The following is a 16,046-nucleotide window of genomic DNA, read 5'->3' as shown; positions in this document are numbered from 1 at the left end:
GGCGGTTTGCCAACCCGTATCTTGGTCGGTTTGCATGAAGAAGTTGAGTGAACATCAGACGCGCCGCGGTTTTCTGCTTGGCGCTGGCGCAGTCTTCGTCAGCGGAGCGGCAGGCTGCTCGCAAACTTTCGATATGTCTGCCCTGAAGACAGAACTTGATCAGATGACCACCGGGGCGATTACGCCGATGCGCCCGCAGGTGAGTGTGGATCGCTCCTTGTCTTCGCCAGAGGTGATGTATGCCGCGGTGCAGGAAGGGCCCTATTCCCTGCCTGCCATTCCCTATCAGAAAATACCCAAGCAGTATCGTCGCCAGATTGTGCCGGATCCGACAGGTCAGGCGCCGGGAACCATTGTCGTCAGCCTGAAGGATCGCTTCCTTTATTATGTCCTGCCGGGTGGCGAGGCCATGCGCTATGGCATTGGCATAGGCAAGGCCGGCTTTGAATGGTCAGGTACGGCCAATGTGCAGTACAAGAAACAGTGGCCGCGCTGGACGCCGCCACCGGAAATGATCCAGCGCAAGCCTGAGCTGGCAAAATACCGTAATGGTCAGGAGCCGGGGCCGGACAATCCACTCGGTGCGCGTGCGCTTTACATCTACAAGGATGGACGCGATACCGGCTATCGCATTCACGGCTCACCCGAATGGTGGTCGATCGGACAGGCCATGTCGTCCGGCTGTATCCGCCTGATCAATCAGGATATTATCGATCTTTATGATCGCGTGCAGGGCAAGGCGCCGATCATCGTCGGATGATCGGCCTGTGCCTCAGTCATAATGAACGGCGCTGGCAGCCGCATTGCTGAAGACTGCCAGATCGACAGGTTCGGTCTTCTCGATGGTGGGCACGCGCATGGCAGCATCGCGTGGCGCGAGATGATTCATGCTGCCTGGCATGACAAAGGCAGCAAATGTCAGGGCCAGAGCTGCGGCAATGCCCAGTCGTCTTTCTGTTCTGGCGTACATATTTTCTCCTTGCGCCATTTATCGGCGACTCAAGAATTTTGTCTGTCCGACAAATGGTCGGCTCAATGAATGGTTGCCTTTGGGCCCCTTTTCAGAGCCAGATCGATTGCGTGCAGCGGTATTGGCAGCAAAGTCTGGCCAAAATCGGCCAAAGTGTTGGCAAAGTCGCGTGCAGCATCTGCCACGATGTCGCAGCGACTTGGCGTGACCAAGGCCTCCAGACAGGTAACGCTCAGCAGCGCATCCTGATTCTGCAGGCCGGAAATCAGGCCGAGCACCAGACATTCCTCACGGCAGACCTGCTGTGAATCGAATGGAAAGGCCGCCAGACTGCATCTTGCGCAATGATGCAGCGTGCGGATGAAGACGGAAAGATCGGGAATGGCACGTTTGGCCTGCGAAAGTCCGAGATGTTCCGCATAAAGTCCCCAGACCATTTCCCACGGCACGATGGAGCCCGTTTCAAAACCGGCCGTCCAGCGGCGATAGCCTTCAAGCACAAGACGTTCCGGTGTGCGGTCAAAATAGCCGCTCGTATTGGCGCCATTGAGTTGTGAAATGTGGATATTCATGCCCACCCCCATCCGGGTTCGGCTGCATGCGGAGAAGGCGCAATGCGGTATTGGCGCACATGCATGCGGGAAGGGGCTGCAATTTCATCATGCCGCAACCGCGATCCACCAAAATGCCGGCTCTTGCCAGCTGGCAGCGCGGCCCGGCATTCACCGTGACCAAACATTCGGTCCTCCAATCCTAAGGGTTCAAGGCCCAAAAATCAAAGGTGTCAAAATGAGAACAGCACCATGGCCGGGAATGACAATGACGCTGCAGCAAGGGAACCATGAAACAAATCTGGAGTCAATAACTCATGTTAAAATAAGTCATTGATTTCCAATCATTTGGAATGATTCCAATATATTTCATGGAAATGGGTAGAGATGGAGCCGTTTGGGAAATGGTCAGGCAGCCGCAATGGCTGCCTGACGGATAATGCCTTGCCGCAATCAGTGTCCGCCCTTGCGCGGGCCAACCGGGAAGGCAAGCTCAACCTTGCCGGCCTTTTCAAATTCCAGTGTGACCGGAACCTTGTCGCCTTCGGCATAAGGCTTGGCTGGTTCGATGAACATCAGGTGATAGCCGCCGGGCTTCAGCTCGACGGTCTTGCCGGCCGGGATGGCAAGGCCATTTTCCAGCTTGCGCATTTTCATCACTTCATCGACCATGGCCATTTCGTGGATTTCCACCTGCTTGACGCCATCTGTGGTAACACCGACAAGCCGGTCATTGTCCTTGCCATTATTGCTGATGGTGAGGAAGCCGCCAGCCACTTTCGAGCCGGGAACCATGGCGCGGATGAGGGGGGCGGTGATTTGCAGATCACCTGCCTTGACTGAAGCCATGTCTGGCATTGCGGCCTGATGGTCTGCATGCATGGCATTGCCATGGGTTGCTTCGTGGCCTGCCGCGGCATGACCAGCACCACCATGACCAGCATGGGCGCTGTGGTCGTCATGCTTGGTCTCATCGTGCATGTGGTGATGGCTGTGATCTTCCTGTGCGGCACGTACCAGAAGTGTTGGCGCCGGGTTTTTCAGGCCATGCGCGTTCTGGCCGGGCTGGGGCACTTCCGTCCATGCGACGGAGGCATCCTTGCCGCAATTTTGCGTGACCGGGAAGGCGAGTGTCGTGTCTTTGTCGAAATTGGCGAGATGGCCGACCACGACAAATTCATCATAATGGTTGCTGGGTAGATTGCCATTGCTGAACACGACCATGCGCACGCCAGCGCTGATATCCTTGCCGAAAAGCTTGTAGGTCTTGGCATAGTCGCCGCTGACGGTTTCGATTTTCCAGCCGGCCTTTGCCTGCGGCTTGGCGGCGAGAAAACCTTCCGGCAGTTCAATGGTCACTTTGGTCGTGGCCTTGTGTCCGCAGCCATGCGGAATGCGCACGATGGCCTTGTAGCGGCTGCCGGCATTGGCTTCGCTCTGTTCAAGGGTGGAATGGGCTTCGGCAGCGCCGGCACCAAGGGAAAGAACACCAAGGACTGCAAGCGCGGTGAAATGACGATAGATTTTCATCGTTTGAATTCCTGAATAGATCAAGGGATGCGCAAGACAGGCTTTGCCATGCGCGTGGTTGAAACTATTCAGGCAAGCGGGGGCGCCTGTGGCGGGGCCGATGGCGGATAGATGTCGCGCCACAGCACCGGCTGTGGTGGAACAGGTGCATGAGCTACGGCAATATGCGGTGCCGCGCCTGTTGAAGGCTGAGGCGCCGGGCAGATCACCGATGAAGACAGGCGGCAGGCATCGCAGCTGTCGGGTTTGAAATGCGCGCCGGAATCATGGGCAGAATGGTCGTCACTATCACGGCAAATCACCGGATAGCTGCCATCCGGTAGCATATAAGCCGCCATATTGAGCGGAACAGTGAAATTGATCGGCTTATGGGCAAAGCTGATGAACAGAAGCGCAATGACGCTGAGCAAGCGTATTGCCAGTCCTGTCATGTCTCGCCTTGTCATCTTGCCGATCAATGTCGAACTCTCTTTTCCGTCGCCTATTTAAGCGGCGCGCACTGTCCTTGCCAAGGGGCGGAAAGGCCGGAAAGCGCGTCGTCCGGTTTACAGATAGCGTCCGCCGCGCTGGAGCACTTCGATCTTGTAGCCGTCCGGGTCTTCGACAAAGAAGAAGCGCGCAATGTCGACGCCATTGTTCTTGAAATCAACAAGCTTGCCGACCTTGAAGCCAAGTTCATTGAAACGGGCATATTCGGCGTCAATGTCATCCACCGACACGGCAAGATGGCCATAGCCGTCGCCCAGATTGTAAGGCTCGGTACGCCCCTTGTTGACGGTGAGCTCCAGTTCAAAGCTTGATTCGGAATTGCTGAGATAGATCAGCGTGAAGGTTTCGAAATCGATGCGCTCTGCGACTTCAAGGCCAAAGGCCTGATTGTAGAAGGAAACGGATCTTTCCTCGTCAAGCACACGAATCATCGAATGGATGGCTTTTGCCATTGCCTTGCCTTTCCTGCCGCATTCCCTGTCTTGCAGACGAAATGCCTTGCTTTCATTTTCGCATACCCTGTCATGCCGGGCCATTTTCCGGTCTGGGCAGGCATGCCTTGGAGGATTTCTTGCCGGTCAGCATATGACCATTGGTCTTTTTGATAAAACTGGATTATCTCAAGACACATGAGATGGGCAAGCCCAATAAGGCAATGTGAAGCGCCAGGGCTTGACCGGCAGAAATGGCTTTGCGCAGAAATGGATTTGCAATGTCTGGTGTAACGCGCGAACAGGTGCTGGAACGGCTGAAGACCGTGACAGGGCCGGATTTCCAGAGCGATATCGTCTCGCTTGGATTGGTGTCTGATATTTTCATTGCCGACGGCAAGGTGTTCTTCTCTATCACCATACCGGCAGAACGTGCCAATGCGCTGGAGCCGATGCGTCTGGCGGCGGAAAGGGCGGTGAAGGACATTCCGGGTGTCAAGAGCGCGCTGGTCACGCTGACGGCTGAAAAGAAGGGCGGGCGCACCAGCGATGATGCGCCGCCACGTCCGGCTCCGTCTGCGCCAAGACATGCACCGCAGTCTGGCCATCAGTCGCCGCAAAAGGCGGGCGTTCCCGGTGTTGACCACATCATTGCCGTTGCCTCCGGCAAAGGTGGTGTTGGCAAGTCGACCACGGCGGTCAATCTGGCGCTCGGCCTGCAGGCCAATGGCCTGAAGGTCGGTATTCTCGATGCCGATATTTATGGGCCATCCATGCCGCGCCTGCTCGGCCTTGCCGGCCGTCCTGAAACCGTGGATGGGCGCGTGCTGAAACCGATGGAAAATTATGGCCTGAAAGTCATGTCCATGGGCTTCATGGTGGATGAGGAAACGCCGATGATCTGGCGTGGGCCAATGGTCATGTCGGCACTCACCCAGATGTTGCGCGAGGTTGCCTGGGGCAATCTCGACGTGCTGGTGGTCGATATGCCGCCTGGAACGGGTGATGCGCAGCTTACCATGGCGCAACAGGTGCCGCTTGCCGGTGCGGTCGTTGTCTCCACGCCGCAGGATCTGGCGCTGATCGATGCACGCAAGGGGCTCAACATGTTCCGCAAGGTGAATGTGCCCCTGCTCGGCATTATCGAGAATATGAGCTATTTCATCGCGCCCGATACCGGCAAGCGCTATGACATTTTCGGTCATGGCGGCGCGCGCAAGGATGCCGAGCGTCTCAATGTGCCATTCCTGGGCGAGGTGCCGCTGCACATGGATGTACGTGTCTATTCCGACAATGGCACGCCGATCACGGCGGTTGAGCCGGAAAGCCTGCATGCCGCCATCTATCGCGACATTGCGCGCAAGGTCTGGGACAATCTCCAAGGCGCAAAAGGCGGCAAGGCAGCCCCTGCCATCGTGTTTGAATGAAAAAGGGCCGCGAGGCCCTTTTTCATTGCAAGCCATGCCATCAGGTAATCACGCTTGGGCCAGAGCGGCGGCTGCGCTTTTTCACCTCGGCAATCTGCTCTGCCGCCTCGATCAGCGCGGCAAGCGTTTCCTGTGTGTCGAGATTGTGCCTGCTCTGATCGGCCTCGAATCGCTCGATATAGATGCGGATCGTCGCGCCGGATGTACCCGTCCCAGACAGACGCAGCACGACGCGGCCGCCGCCTTCGAAATAGATGCGCACACCCTGATGTTCGCTTACCGAATGATCGATCGGGTCATGATAGGCAAAGTCATCGGCCTTGGTGATCCTGAGGCCATTGACCGTGCTGCCTGGAAGGCTTGCCAGCCTGGCGCGCAGATCCGTCACCAGTTTCTGTGCAATATCGGCATCGACTTCTTCATAGTCATGGCGCGTATAATAGTTGCGGCCGAATTTCGCCCAATGGCCCTCCACGATTGCTTTGACGCTCTCTTTGCGCACTGCCAGAATATTGAGCCAGAGCAGGACGGCCCACAGTCCATCCTTTTCGCGCACGTGGTTGGAACTGGTGCCGGAGCTTTCCTCGCCACAGATCGTCACCTTGTCGGCGTCCAGCAGATTGCCGAAGAATTTCCAGCCGGTTGGCGTTTCATACATGCCGATACCAAGCTTTTCCGCAACGCGGTCGGCGGCAGCGCTGGTCGGCATGGAACGGGCAATGCCTTTGATGCCGTCCTTGTAGGCCGGCACCAGATGCGCATTGGCGGCAAGAATGGCCAGCGAATCGGATGGGGTGACAAAAATGCCGCGTCCGATGATCAGATTGCGGTCGCCATCCCCGTCCGAGGCTGCGCCGAAATCCGGCGCCTTGTCCGACATCATCAGATCATAGAGATCTCTGGCATAGACCAGATTGGGATCGGGGTGATGGCCGCCAAAATCCGGCAGCGGCACGAAATTGACCACGCTTCCCTCCGGCGCACCAAGCCGGTGTTCAAGGATTTCCTTGGCATAGGGACCGGTGACAGCATGCATGGCGTCAAAACGGAGCGTAAAGCCGCCCTTGATCATGGCGCGGATGGCATCAAAGTCGAACAGCTTCTCCATCAGTGCCGCATAATCGGCCACCGGATCAAAGATGACGACCTCGGCATCACCAATCTTCTTCGTGCCGATCGTGTCGATATCAATATCGGCAGTGTCGAAAATCCTGTATTCGCTGATCACCTTCGAGCGGGCATAGATTGCTTCGGTGATCTTTTCCGGCGCCGGGCCGCCATTGGCGACATTGAACTTGATGCCGAAATCGCCATGTTCCCCGCCGGGATTGTGGCTGGCCGACAGCACCACGCCGCCAAAGGCCTTGTACTGGCGGATCATGTTGGATGCGGCAGGGGTGGACAGAATGCCCCCCTGACCAACCATGATGCGGCCAAAGCCATTGGCAATGGCCATCTTGATCAGCTTCTGGATCACTTCACGGTTATAGAAGCGTCCGTCGCCGCCGACGATCAGCGTCTTGCCGGCAAAACCTTCCAGCACGTCGAAAACAGACTGGATGAAATTTTCCGCATAATTGGGCTGCTGAAAAACCGGAACTTTCTTGCGCAGGCCCGATGTGCCCGGCCGCTGGTCCTGATAAGGGGTAGTGGCAATCGTTCTGACGCTCATTCGATTCCCGTCCAATAGATTGGTTGGTAATGCAATGTCTTGAGATTCTGCATCAAAAGCCACTGCAGTGCTTCCATGGTCTTTGCAAGGCAGGATAGATCAATCTTCGCATTTGGGAATAACAAAGCGTGTATTGTCCGTTCCTGGCTGCGTTAACGTCTTTTTTGTCTTGCTGATGATAACAGGGAATTTTGACAAGCCTGGCATCAGCAAGACTTGCGGGATGCTGCGCAGCCCGGCAAAATACCGCAGAATTATGCAAAGCAGACGGGAACTTTATTCATGACAAATTATGTGATCACGCCACCGGCTCAGCCTGCACTGGCCGTTCAGGGAACCACGGCTCGCTTTCCCGTCCGCAGGATTTATTGCGTCGGCCAGAATTATGCCGATCACGCCATTGAAATGGGCAGTGATCCAACACGCAATCCGCCATTTTTCTTTCTGAAAAGTGCAGATTGCCTTGTCACGGATGGCGCGGATTTTCCCTATCCGGTGAAGTCTGACAATGTGCATCACGAGGTTGAGCTTGTGGTCGCGCTCAAGGAAGGCGGGCGTGACATTCCGGTCGAAAAGGCGCTTGATCATGTCTTCGGTTATGCCGTTGGCATTGACATGACACGCCGCGACCTGCAGGCGGAGGCCAAAAAGGATGGCCGCCCGTGGGAGCTGGGCAAGTCGTTTGATCATTCTGCGCCATGCTCGGCACTGGTTCCTGTGGCCGAATGCGGCCATCTGGCAAAGGGCACGATTGCGCTCAGTGTGAATGGCGAAACGCGCCAGTCTGGCGATCTCAACCAGATGATCTGGAAAGTGGCCGAGGCAATTTCCTATTTATCGACATATTTTACACTTTATTCCGGTGATCTTCTCTTTACCGGTACGCCGGCAGGAGTTGGCCCGGTCAGGCGTGGCGACGAAGTTGTCGCAACGATCGAAGGTCTGCCGCGACTGTCAGTCCGGGTTGTGTAAAATCGGAGGGATCATGAGCACCTATCTGCCGGAGGATATTCACTCTGCTCTGGAACGCTTCATTGCTGAAAAGCATCCACGGCTGAACCAGACGGAGGCTATTGCGCTGATCCTGCGTCAATGGCTCACCAAAGAGGGCTATCTTGCGCCTTCTGTCCGTGAGGAAGGAGTTGAGCCCGACGATTTGAATGCATCGAATGATGATTGATCAGGATAACGATTAGGTATGAAGGCTCATCCAAATGGCAGCAGTTCTGTCGGTCGGCGGCTGCTTGTCCTCATGATTCTGGCCATTCTACTCATTGCGGCATTGATCTGGATGAGCATTTACCTGTTCGATGCAGGCAACCATCTGGGATTCGATGGTTTTGGAATATTAACTCATGAAATCAATGATTTGATGTTTTTGGTTGCGCCTGTTGCCGCGCTGGTCTGAAGTCTTTGTTACGTCCTGAAACATTCATTTTGCCGCAGAGCGGTCGTTTCATGCTTCCGCTTGGCGGCATTTGCATGTTAAACCATGTCTGTCGACTGAAGGAAATTTGTTTGACTGAGCGGCCTGTTGCGGGTCGTCAGGCCAAGAGGATCTGGATGGCATTCGAGGAAATCAAGGCGGAAATCGCACTCCTGTTCAGGGAAATGGTGAATCAGCCTGAAGACGCGCATGAAATCCGCGAGATTTTGCGTGAAAAGCTGAATGCACTCAAGGCGAGCGGCATGCCTTTGCCAGAAGACCTTGTCGAGCTTGAGCAGCGCATTGAACGCGATTTCGGCGAGTAGGATCAATGCTGCGTCTTTTCCCTTTGTCCTCTTCGCAGCCAAAACGACCGTCTCTTGCCACTGGATTGGCGCTGCTGGGATGCGCCATGGCGCTCAGCGCCTGCAACACCACCAGTAATAACGGCGAGGCTATCAAGACAGCACTGGTTTCGCCTGCCTCTGATGCAGGGCAGAATGCAGGTGAACAAACCGCAAATGCTGCCCAGTCAGGCGATGTGACCAATACGGCAGGCAGGCAGGCGGCAGTTGCCGCCAATGCGGCAGGAACAAAGGCCGGCGCAGAGGCTGCCGGTGCCGCACAAGCCGCCACAAGCCTTGCTGCAGATCAGACCGGCGCCCGGTCGCAGGCACCGACCCTGAATGCTGAGGATGCCGGCAAGGCCCGGCTTCAGGCGCAGGCCCTGGCCATGGCCCCTGTTGCGGACACCGTGTCTGATGAAGATCAGCCCCCGGTTTTTTCCGGCGGTATTCCCGTTCCGGCCGAGCGCGGCCAGATGCAGCCAGCCATGGCTTTTGCCGCAGCCAAGGCGGAAGCTTCACCCGCTTCGCTTGCCGCCGACGTGGCCTTTGTCACGCCGCCAACGGCACCGCGTGATATTGACCTGCTGATCGCCAAATATTCCGAAGCCTATAATGTGCCTGAACGTCTGGTGCGCCGCGTTGTCCATCGCGAAAGCCGCTTCAATCCGGCCGCGCGCAACGGGCCCTATTATGGCCTGATGCAGATCAGTCATCCGACAGCACGCGGCATGGGCTATAAGGGGCCGGCCAAGGGGCTGCTCGATGCCGAAACCAATCTGAAATATGCCGTTCGCTATCTTTCAGGCGCATACAAGGTTGCAGGGGGGGATGAAAACCAGGCCGTGCGCCTTTATGCACGCGGTTATTATTATGACGCCAAGCGCAAGGGGCTCTTGCGTGAAACCGGCCTTGACGGCAGCTTCCGGAATGGCCCGACGCGTGAAGCGGCGGCAAGGATGGAGACGGCTGCAGATGATACGGCCACTGTCCAGCCAGCCGCATTGCCGGGTGTCAAGGGCAATGTCGTTCCGGCGGCAAAGCCTGCCGTAAACTGATGGCTTCGCCCAAACCGCATGGCCGGTTTGGACAAGCATCCACATATGGGGGCTGCCTTGACTGCTTCCGTTCATGACGGCAGACTGTCTCCCGACATACTGTCATATTGAGGCTACATACGAATGGCAGTTTCCTGTCATGAGGATGATGGGGACAATCATGGGCAAAGAGCCGCCACATAAGGTCCGATGGAATTATGACCGCGCGGAACTCTGGGCGGACGGTATCATCCATGTGCTTGGCGTTGCGCTGGCAATTGTCGGCGCGATTGCCATGCTCGGCTATTTTCTGCCGAACCAACCGGTTGCGGTGACGGTTTCTTCCGGTGTTTATCTGGCAAGCCTTGTGCTGGCGCTGGCCATTTCCGCCACCTACAATATCTGGCCGGTATCCTCGACCAAATGGTTCCTGCGCCGGTTTGACCATTCTGCCATTTATCTGCTGATTGCCGGCACTTATACGCCCTTTGCCATGCATATGGGCGAGCGGGCCATGCCGCTTCTGCTGTTCGTCTGGGGCGTGGCGATCTTTGGCATTCTGCTCAAGCTGTTTCTGCCCGGACGTTTCGACCGCCTGTCTATACTGCTGTATCTGGCGCTCGGCTGGAGCGGCATGATGGTCTATGACACCATGATCCAGTCACTGCCGCCATCGGTTTTCTGGCTGATCGCGGCAGGTGGGGCGGTCTATTCGCTGGGCGTCATCTTCCATGTCTGGGAACGCCTGCGCTTCCAGAATGCGATCTGGCATGGCTTTGTCGTTGTGGGGGCAGCGCTGCATTATTGCGCGGTGTTTTTCGTCGGTATCTGGAACTAGCGGTTCCGGGAAAGCGGGAACCGGCTTTCCGTCCGGCTGCGAAAACAACAGCCTTTCTGCCGCTTCATCCGGTTGACTTCCGTTCATATACAAACAATATACGTTTCATATATAAAGCGATGGAACGCAATCATGGGTATCGTAAAGATCAGCGACGAGCTGCATGAGGAGTTACGCAAGGCAAGCGACGTCATGTGCCGTTCGATCAATGCGCAGGCAGAATACTGGATGAAGATTGGCATGTTGGCGCAGGCCAATCCAGACCTTTCTTTCAACGAGATTGTCCAGATGCAGTTGCGACAGGCCAATGTGAATCTGCAAGTCGCGCCGCAGAGGCTGTCATGATCAAGACGCCTGCCGAACTGGAAAAAATGGCGGCAGCCGGCTCACTTCTGGCTTCCGTCTTCACCTTCATCGACCAGATGCGGCTTGCTGGCATGACCACCATGCAGGTCAATGATCTGGTTGAAGATTATATCGTCAATGAACTGAAGTCCCGGCCCGCCAGCAAGGGGCAATATGATTACCCTTATGTGCTGAATGCTTCGCGCAATGAGGTAGTCTGCCACGGCATGCCTTCGGTTGATGATGTGATTGCCGATGGCGAGATCATCAATTTCGACATCACGCTGGAAAAGGATGGCTTTATTGCCGATTCCAGCAAGACCTACATGATCGGCACGGTGATGCCCCATGCTGCGCGGCTTGTGCGCGTCACCTATGAGGCTTTGTGGAAGGGCATTGCCGCGGTGCGCCCGGGGGCTACCACCGGCGATATCGGCTATGCCATTGAGCGCCACGCCAGGCGGCATGATTATGGCGTGGTGCGGGATTATTGCGGCCATGGCATCGGACGCGAAATGCATGAGGAGCCGCAGATCCTGCATTTCGGCAAGCCCGGAACAGGCGAAATTTTGCGCGAAGGCATGGTGTTCACCATCGAGCCGATGCTCAATCAGGGCACGGCCAAGGTAAAGACCGAAAAGGATGGCTGGACGGTGGTCACGCGCGACGGAAAACTTTCAGCCCAGTTCGAGCATACGGTTGCCGTCACCTCTGATGGCGTGCGGGTGCTGACCCTTCGCCCTGGCGAGGAAAAAATGCTGGCGGGCATCCGCCACGCCGCCTGATCCCTTCCTGCCGGAAGGCGTTTGAATTGCAGATGCAAAAGGCCCCTCATCCGGTTGGATGAGGGGCCTTTTTGTTCAGCCCTGGGACTTGCGGTTGCGTGCTGCCAGTGTGCGCAGACGCAGCGCATTGAGCTTGATGAAGCCTGCAGCATCCTTCTGGTCGTAGGCGCCCTGGTCGTCCTCGAAGGTGACGAGCTTGTCGGAATAGAGCGACTTTTCCGATTCGCGGCCGATTACCATCACATTTCCCTTGTAGAGCTTGAGTGTGACTTCACCTTCGACATGGCGCTGGCTGAGGTCAATGGCAGCCTGCAGCATTTCGCGCTCTGGCGAGAACCAGAAACCGTAATAGATCAGTTCGGCATAACGCGGCATCAGCTCGTCCTTGAGGTGGGCTGCGCCACGGTCGAGCGTGATCGATTCGATTGCGCGATGTGCGGCAAGCAGGATCGTGCCGCCCGGCGTTTCATAAACGCCACGCGACTTCATGCCGACGAAGCGGTTTTCGACAAGGTCGATACGACCGATACCATTGTCGCGGCCATAATCATTGAGCTTGGCAAGCAGGGTTGCCGGCGACATGCGCACGCCATTGATCGAAACGGCATCACCACGCTCAAAGCCGATCTTGATGATGGTCGGCTGATCAGGTGCTGCTTCCGGCGAGATGGTGCGCATATGGACATATTCAGGTGCCGGCTGTGACGGATCTTCCAGAACCTTGCCTTCGGAAGAGGAGTGCAGCAGATTGGCGTCAACCGAGAACGGTGCTTCGCCCTTCTTGTCCTTGGCAACCGGGATCTGGTGCTTTTCAGCAAATTCGAGCAGCTGGGTGCGGCTCTTGAACGACCAGTCGCGCCATGGGGCGATGATCTTGATGTCCGGGTTGAGCGCATAGGCAGACAGTTCGAAGCGAACCTGGTCATTGCCCTTGCCGGTGGCACCATGGGCGATCGCATCGGCGCCGGTCTTTTCGGCAATTTCGATCAGGTGCTTGGCGATCAGCGGACGGGCAATCGAGGTGCCAAGCAGATAGACGCCTTCATAGACGGCATTGGCGCGGAACATCGGAAAGACGAAATCGCGCACGAATTCTTCACGCACGTCCTCGATGAAGATTTCCTTGATGCCGAGCATTTCGGCCTTGCGGCGTGCCGGCTCAAGTTCCTCGCCCTGACCGAGATCGGCGGTGAAGGTCACAACCTCTGCGCCCAGTTCCGTCTGGAGCCATTTCAGGATGATCGAGGTGTCGAGGCCGCCAGAATAGGCGAGCACGACTTTTTTGACGTCTTTCAGCTTGCTCATGATTTTACTTCCGGTTCATGGGGAGCGGCGAATTGAGGCTGCACCCTAACAAATTCCTCGGAAGCCTTTTATCAGTTGCGCGTTTTCGTGCAAGCCGCATGGTGTGGTTCAGGCAATCCTGCCGCAAATTTCAAGGCAAAAAACCGATGGCAAGAACCGCAATTCCAGAGTAGCTTTCCAGCACCTTTCCGGAGTCTTCCTACATGTCGTTTCTGAGCAATCTTACCTTCATTCCCGAATGGACAGTTTTCGTCCAGTTTGCCATCGCTACAGCCATCCTCTCCATCACGCCCGGCCCGGACATGACGCTGTTTGTCGGCCGCGCCCTGTCTGAAGGCAAGGCGGCCGGCTTTGCCTGCATGGCGGGCGCCAGCACCGGCATTGTCATCCACACCACCATGGTGGCTTTGGGCTTGTCGGCACTGATCATTGCCTCACCTGCCGCCTTCACACTGCTGAAGATTGTCGGCGCGGGCTATCTCGTCTGGCTTGCCTTGCAGGCCATCCGCAAGGGCTCTGCCTTTTCGCCGGAAAAGGGCGGGGGTAAGAAACATACGCTGGTGCAGAACTGGGCGACAGGCCTTGGCATCAACCTGCTCAATCCGAAGATCATCCTGTTCAACATGACCTTCCTGCCGCAATTCGTCTCGGCGCAGGATCCGCATGCATCGGGGAAACTGTTCTTCCTTGGCCTGTCCTTCATTCCGCTGGCGATGCCATTTACCATTCCCATGGTGTTGGCGGCAGACAAGTTTGCAGGCCTGTTGAAGAAAAATCCGACCGTTACGCGCATTGTCGACTGGCTGTTTGCCGGTGTGTTTTCGGCTTTCGCGCTGAAAATCCTGACTGCTCAGGCAAAATGATCAGGCGACCGGGCGGTGAAACCGTCCGGCACCGCGCCCGGCAATCAGCCAATAGACCAGCATGCCGACAATGCAGGAACAGATGACCACCAGTGACTGAAACAGGTTTTCGGCAAAGGGAATCCGGTGTGATGCGCCATAGCCGACCATCAGCGCGCCAATGGCAATGCCGGCAAGCATATAGAAAAGCGCATCCTTGCGGCCTGCAATCTCGGCAATCACCACCGCAAGCAGGATGGGATAGATCGCAATCTGGCCGACGATCATCGCCGTGACCGGCGTGGCAAACAGCACGGTAATGAAGGAAAAAGTGCCGCTGTCAAAACCGCCCTGGGGCTCCATTTCGCGCATCGTCTGTCCAAGATTGAGCGCCACGAAAAAGGCCGTGCCAAGCCAGAAGGCGATGGCCATGCCAAACAGGATGCGAAAGAGGCGAAAAACATAATCCCAGAAATCCGGCTTTGGCATGGACTGTCCCCCAATATCCGCCTGTTTGCATGTTGTTGTCAGGATCAGTCGCCGTGCCCGGCGATCATCATGGCTTCGAGCGCCAGACGTTCGCTCTTGCGCAGGCGTTCTGATTCCGATTTCAACTGGCCACAGGCGGCCAGAATATCGCGGCCGCGTGGCGTGCGGATTGGCGAGGCATAGCCGGCCGCATTGATGTAATCGGCAAAACGCTCGATCTGCTCCCAGTCCGAGCACTGGTAATTGGTGCCCGGCCATGGGTTGAACGGGATCAGATTGATCTTGGCCGGAATGCCCTGCAACAGCTTCACCAGCAGTTTTGCATCTTCCAGACTGTCATTGATGTCCTTGAGCATCACATATTCAAAGGTGATGCGCTTGGCATTCGACAGGCCGGGATATTCACGGCAGGCCTTGATCAGCTGTTCCAGCGGATATTTCTTGTTGATCGGCACCAGAATGTCGCGCAGCTCATTGCGCACGGCATGTAGCGAAATGGCGAGCATGACGCCGATTTCTGCGCCGGTGCGGTAGATTTCGGGCACGACGCCGGAGGTCGAAAGCGTGATGCGGCGTTTGGATAGCGACAGCCCGTCGCCATCAGAGGCAATCAACAGCGCCTTTTTCACTTCCTCGAAATTGTAAAGCGGCTCGCCCATGCCCATCATCACGATATTGGTGATCTTGCGGCCTTCGGCGGGTACCATGGCGCCATCGGGCGTGTCCTTGTCCGGAAAATCGCCGAGCCGGTCACGCGCGGTGAGCAGCTGCGCCAGAATTTCTTCCGCCGTCAGATTGCGCACCAGCTTCTGCGTGCCGGTATGGCAGAAGGAACAGGTCAGCGTGCAGCCCACCTGCGAGGAAATGCAAAGCGTGCCGCGGCCTTCTTCCGGGATATAGACGCTTTCGATTTCGACCGGCCGGCCGGCACCGCGCGGCGGAAAGCGGAACAGCCATTTGCGCGTGCCATCCTGCGAGATCTGTTCCTCGACGACTTCCGGGCGGGCAATGGAAAAATGCTGGGCCAGAAGCGCGCGTAGATCCTTGGAGATATTGCGCATATCGGCAAAATCGGACACGCCGCGCACATAGAGCCAGTGCCAAAGCTGGCTGATGCGCATCTTGACCTGACGTTCCGGCACGCCGACCTTGATCAGGGCCTGGGCCATTTCCTCACGCGACATGCCGATCAGCGAAGGCTTCTGCTCCTGATTGGCGCGCACATGGCGTGCAAGCGCATCGCGCGTGTCGTCAATGGTAAGATCGAACGAAATGGACATCTGTTTTCAACCGTCAAAAGGCGCAAGCTGCAGGGGACGCCAGAAACTTCATCAGACCCGCAAGGGCATTTGCATGGATATCATATGGGATGGCTCATGCCATTGTGCGAGCCGTGTTGCCGGGGCTCTTAACACAGAATATCCCATTCGTCATCCTGCTTGGTCAAGCGCAGGCAATCGGCCGCGATATTGCGTCAGCACAAGCAGTTCCAGGAAAAGTGGCAACCGGTTTTCCGTCCGGAACTGCGTCAAACAGCATGTCAGAGCATGTCGGCCTGAAATGGG

The 16,046-nt window shown here is 56.6% G+C and carries 20 protein-coding genes; 11 read left to right on the top strand and 9 right to left on the bottom strand.

What is annotated here, in order from left to right:
* Positions 1-34 precede the first annotated feature (34 nt).
* Positions 35-760: a L,D-transpeptidase gene (locus ACFO1V_RS14405; protein ID WP_374830955.1), complete on the top strand. Its 726-nt coding sequence runs from the start codon at positions 35-37 to the stop codon at positions 758-760.
* 12 nt (positions 761-772) lie between these two features.
* Here ACFO1V_RS14405 and ACFO1V_RS14400 read toward each other — a convergent pair whose 3' ends face one another.
* From ACFO1V_RS14400 to ACFO1V_RS14380, 5 genes are all read right to left on the bottom strand, one after another.
* A complete protein-coding gene (locus tag ACFO1V_RS14400) occupies positions 773-970 on the bottom strand; it encodes a hypothetical protein (RefSeq protein ID WP_374830957.1) in 198 nt (65 codons plus the stop codon).
* Positions 971-1,032: 62 nt separating this feature from the next.
* On the bottom strand, positions 1,033-1,542 hold the full coding sequence (locus tag ACFO1V_RS14395) for a hypothetical protein (RefSeq protein WP_374830959.1): 510 nt from the start codon (positions 1,540-1,542) through the stop codon (positions 1,033-1,035).
* A gap of 432 nt (positions 1,543-1,974) precedes the next feature.
* Entirely contained in the window at positions 1,975-3,051 is a 1,077-nt protein-coding gene (locus ACFO1V_RS14390) for a copper chaperone PCu(A)C domain-containing protein (RefSeq protein ID WP_374830961.1), read from the bottom strand.
* A 68-nt stretch (positions 3,052-3,119) separates the two neighbouring features.
* The gene (locus ACFO1V_RS14385; RefSeq protein ID WP_374830963.1) at positions 3,120-3,482 is read right to left on the bottom strand and encodes a hypothetical protein; all 363 of its coding nucleotides are present in this window, start codon (positions 3,480-3,482) and stop codon (positions 3,120-3,122) included.
* 114 nt (positions 3,483-3,596) lie between these two features.
* A complete protein-coding gene (locus ACFO1V_RS14380) occupies positions 3,597-3,992 on the bottom strand; it encodes a VOC family protein (protein ID WP_374830965.1) in 396 nt (131 codons plus the stop codon).
* A gap of 260 nt (positions 3,993-4,252) precedes the next feature.
* On the opposite strand from ACFO1V_RS14380, the gene ACFO1V_RS14375 reads away from it, so the two are divergent.
* The gene (locus ACFO1V_RS14375; protein ID WP_374830967.1) at positions 4,253-5,398 is read left to right on the top strand and encodes an Mrp/NBP35 family ATP-binding protein; all 1,146 of its coding nucleotides are present in this window, start codon (positions 4,253-4,255) and stop codon (positions 5,396-5,398) included.
* A 40-nt stretch (positions 5,399-5,438) separates the two neighbouring features.
* On the opposite strand, the gene ACFO1V_RS14370 is transcribed toward ACFO1V_RS14375, so the two are convergent.
* On the bottom strand, positions 5,439-7,070 hold the full coding sequence (locus tag ACFO1V_RS14370) for an alpha-D-glucose phosphate-specific phosphoglucomutase (RefSeq protein ID WP_374830969.1): 1,632 nt from the start codon (positions 7,068-7,070) through the stop codon (positions 5,439-5,441).
* A 282-nt stretch (positions 7,071-7,352) separates the two neighbouring features.
* Here ACFO1V_RS14370 and ACFO1V_RS14365 point away from each other — a divergent pair, with 282 nt between their 5' ends.
* The 8 genes from ACFO1V_RS14365 to map all read left to right on the top strand — a co-directional run bounded on the left by ACFO1V_RS14365 (position 7,353) and on the right by map (position 11,845).
* Positions 7,353-8,042 carry a fumarylacetoacetate hydrolase family protein gene (locus tag ACFO1V_RS14365; RefSeq protein WP_374830971.1) on the top strand — a complete coding sequence of 230 codons (690 nt, stop codon included), beginning with the start codon at positions 7,353-7,355 and terminating at the stop codon, positions 8,040-8,042.
* A gap of 13 nt (positions 8,043-8,055) precedes the next feature.
* Positions 8,056-8,250: a hypothetical protein gene (locus ACFO1V_RS14360; protein ID WP_374830973.1), complete on the top strand. Its 195-nt coding sequence runs from the start codon at positions 8,056-8,058 to the stop codon at positions 8,248-8,250.
* A gap of 18 nt (positions 8,251-8,268) precedes the next feature.
* Positions 8,269-8,478 carry a hypothetical protein gene (locus ACFO1V_RS14355; protein ID WP_374830975.1) on the top strand — a complete coding sequence of 70 codons (210 nt, stop codon included), beginning with the start codon at positions 8,269-8,271 and terminating at the stop codon, positions 8,476-8,478.
* 155 nt (positions 8,479-8,633) lie between these two features.
* Positions 8,634-8,822: a hypothetical protein gene (locus ACFO1V_RS14350; protein WP_374831044.1), complete on the top strand. Its 189-nt coding sequence runs from the start codon at positions 8,634-8,636 to the stop codon at positions 8,820-8,822.
* A 5-nt stretch (positions 8,823-8,827) separates the two neighbouring features.
* Positions 8,828-9,898, top strand: a complete 1,071-nt coding sequence (locus ACFO1V_RS14345) for a transglycosylase SLT domain-containing protein (protein ID WP_465251729.1) — start codon at positions 8,828-8,830, stop codon at positions 9,896-9,898.
* Positions 9,899-10,058: 160 nt separating this feature from the next.
* Complete coding sequence (gene trhA / locus ACFO1V_RS14340; RefSeq protein WP_374830979.1) at positions 10,059-10,715, top strand: PAQR family membrane homeostasis protein TrhA; 657 nt, start codon at positions 10,059-10,061, stop codon at positions 10,713-10,715.
* A 132-nt stretch (positions 10,716-10,847) separates the two neighbouring features.
* Complete coding sequence (locus ACFO1V_RS14335) at positions 10,848-11,060, top strand: ParD-like family protein (RefSeq protein WP_374830981.1); 213 nt, start codon at positions 10,848-10,850, stop codon at positions 11,058-11,060.
* On the top strand, positions 11,057-11,845 hold the full coding sequence (map, locus tag ACFO1V_RS14330; protein WP_374830983.1) for a type I methionyl aminopeptidase: 789 nt from the start codon (positions 11,057-11,059) through the stop codon (positions 11,843-11,845). The genes ACFO1V_RS14335 and map overlap by 4 nt, the downstream gene beginning before the upstream one ends.
* A gap of 75 nt (positions 11,846-11,920) precedes the next feature.
* Here map and ACFO1V_RS14325 read toward each other — a convergent pair whose 3' ends face one another.
* Complete coding sequence (locus ACFO1V_RS14325) at positions 11,921-13,150, bottom strand: argininosuccinate synthase (protein ID WP_374830985.1); 1,230 nt, start codon at positions 13,148-13,150, stop codon at positions 11,921-11,923.
* A 203-nt stretch (positions 13,151-13,353) separates the two neighbouring features.
* Here ACFO1V_RS14325 and ACFO1V_RS14320 point away from each other — a divergent pair, with 203 nt between their 5' ends.
* Positions 13,354-14,013, top strand: a complete 660-nt coding sequence (locus ACFO1V_RS14320; RefSeq protein WP_374830987.1) for a LysE family translocator — start codon at positions 13,354-13,356, stop codon at positions 14,011-14,013.
* On the opposite strand, the gene ACFO1V_RS14315 is transcribed toward ACFO1V_RS14320, so the two are convergent.
* Both ACFO1V_RS14315 and rlmN read right to left on the bottom strand, forming a co-directional pair.
* Complete coding sequence (locus tag ACFO1V_RS14315; protein ID WP_374830989.1) at positions 14,014-14,481, bottom strand: hypothetical protein; 468 nt, start codon at positions 14,479-14,481, stop codon at positions 14,014-14,016.
* A gap of 44 nt (positions 14,482-14,525) precedes the next feature.
* Positions 14,526-15,761, bottom strand: coding sequence for a dual-specificity RNA methyltransferase RlmN (gene rlmN, locus ACFO1V_RS14310; RefSeq protein WP_374830991.1), 1,236 nt, complete (start codon positions 15,759-15,761; stop codon positions 14,526-14,528).
* Positions 15,762-16,046 lie beyond the last annotated feature (285 nt).

Origin of the sequence: Daeguia caeni, assembly GCF_042653845.1 — a bacterium.
In the GTDB taxonomy this organism is placed as follows: domain Bacteria; phylum Pseudomonadota; class Alphaproteobacteria; order Rhizobiales; family Rhizobiaceae; genus Brucella; species Brucella caeni.
This window is presented reverse-complemented; position numbering and strand designations above follow the sequence as displayed.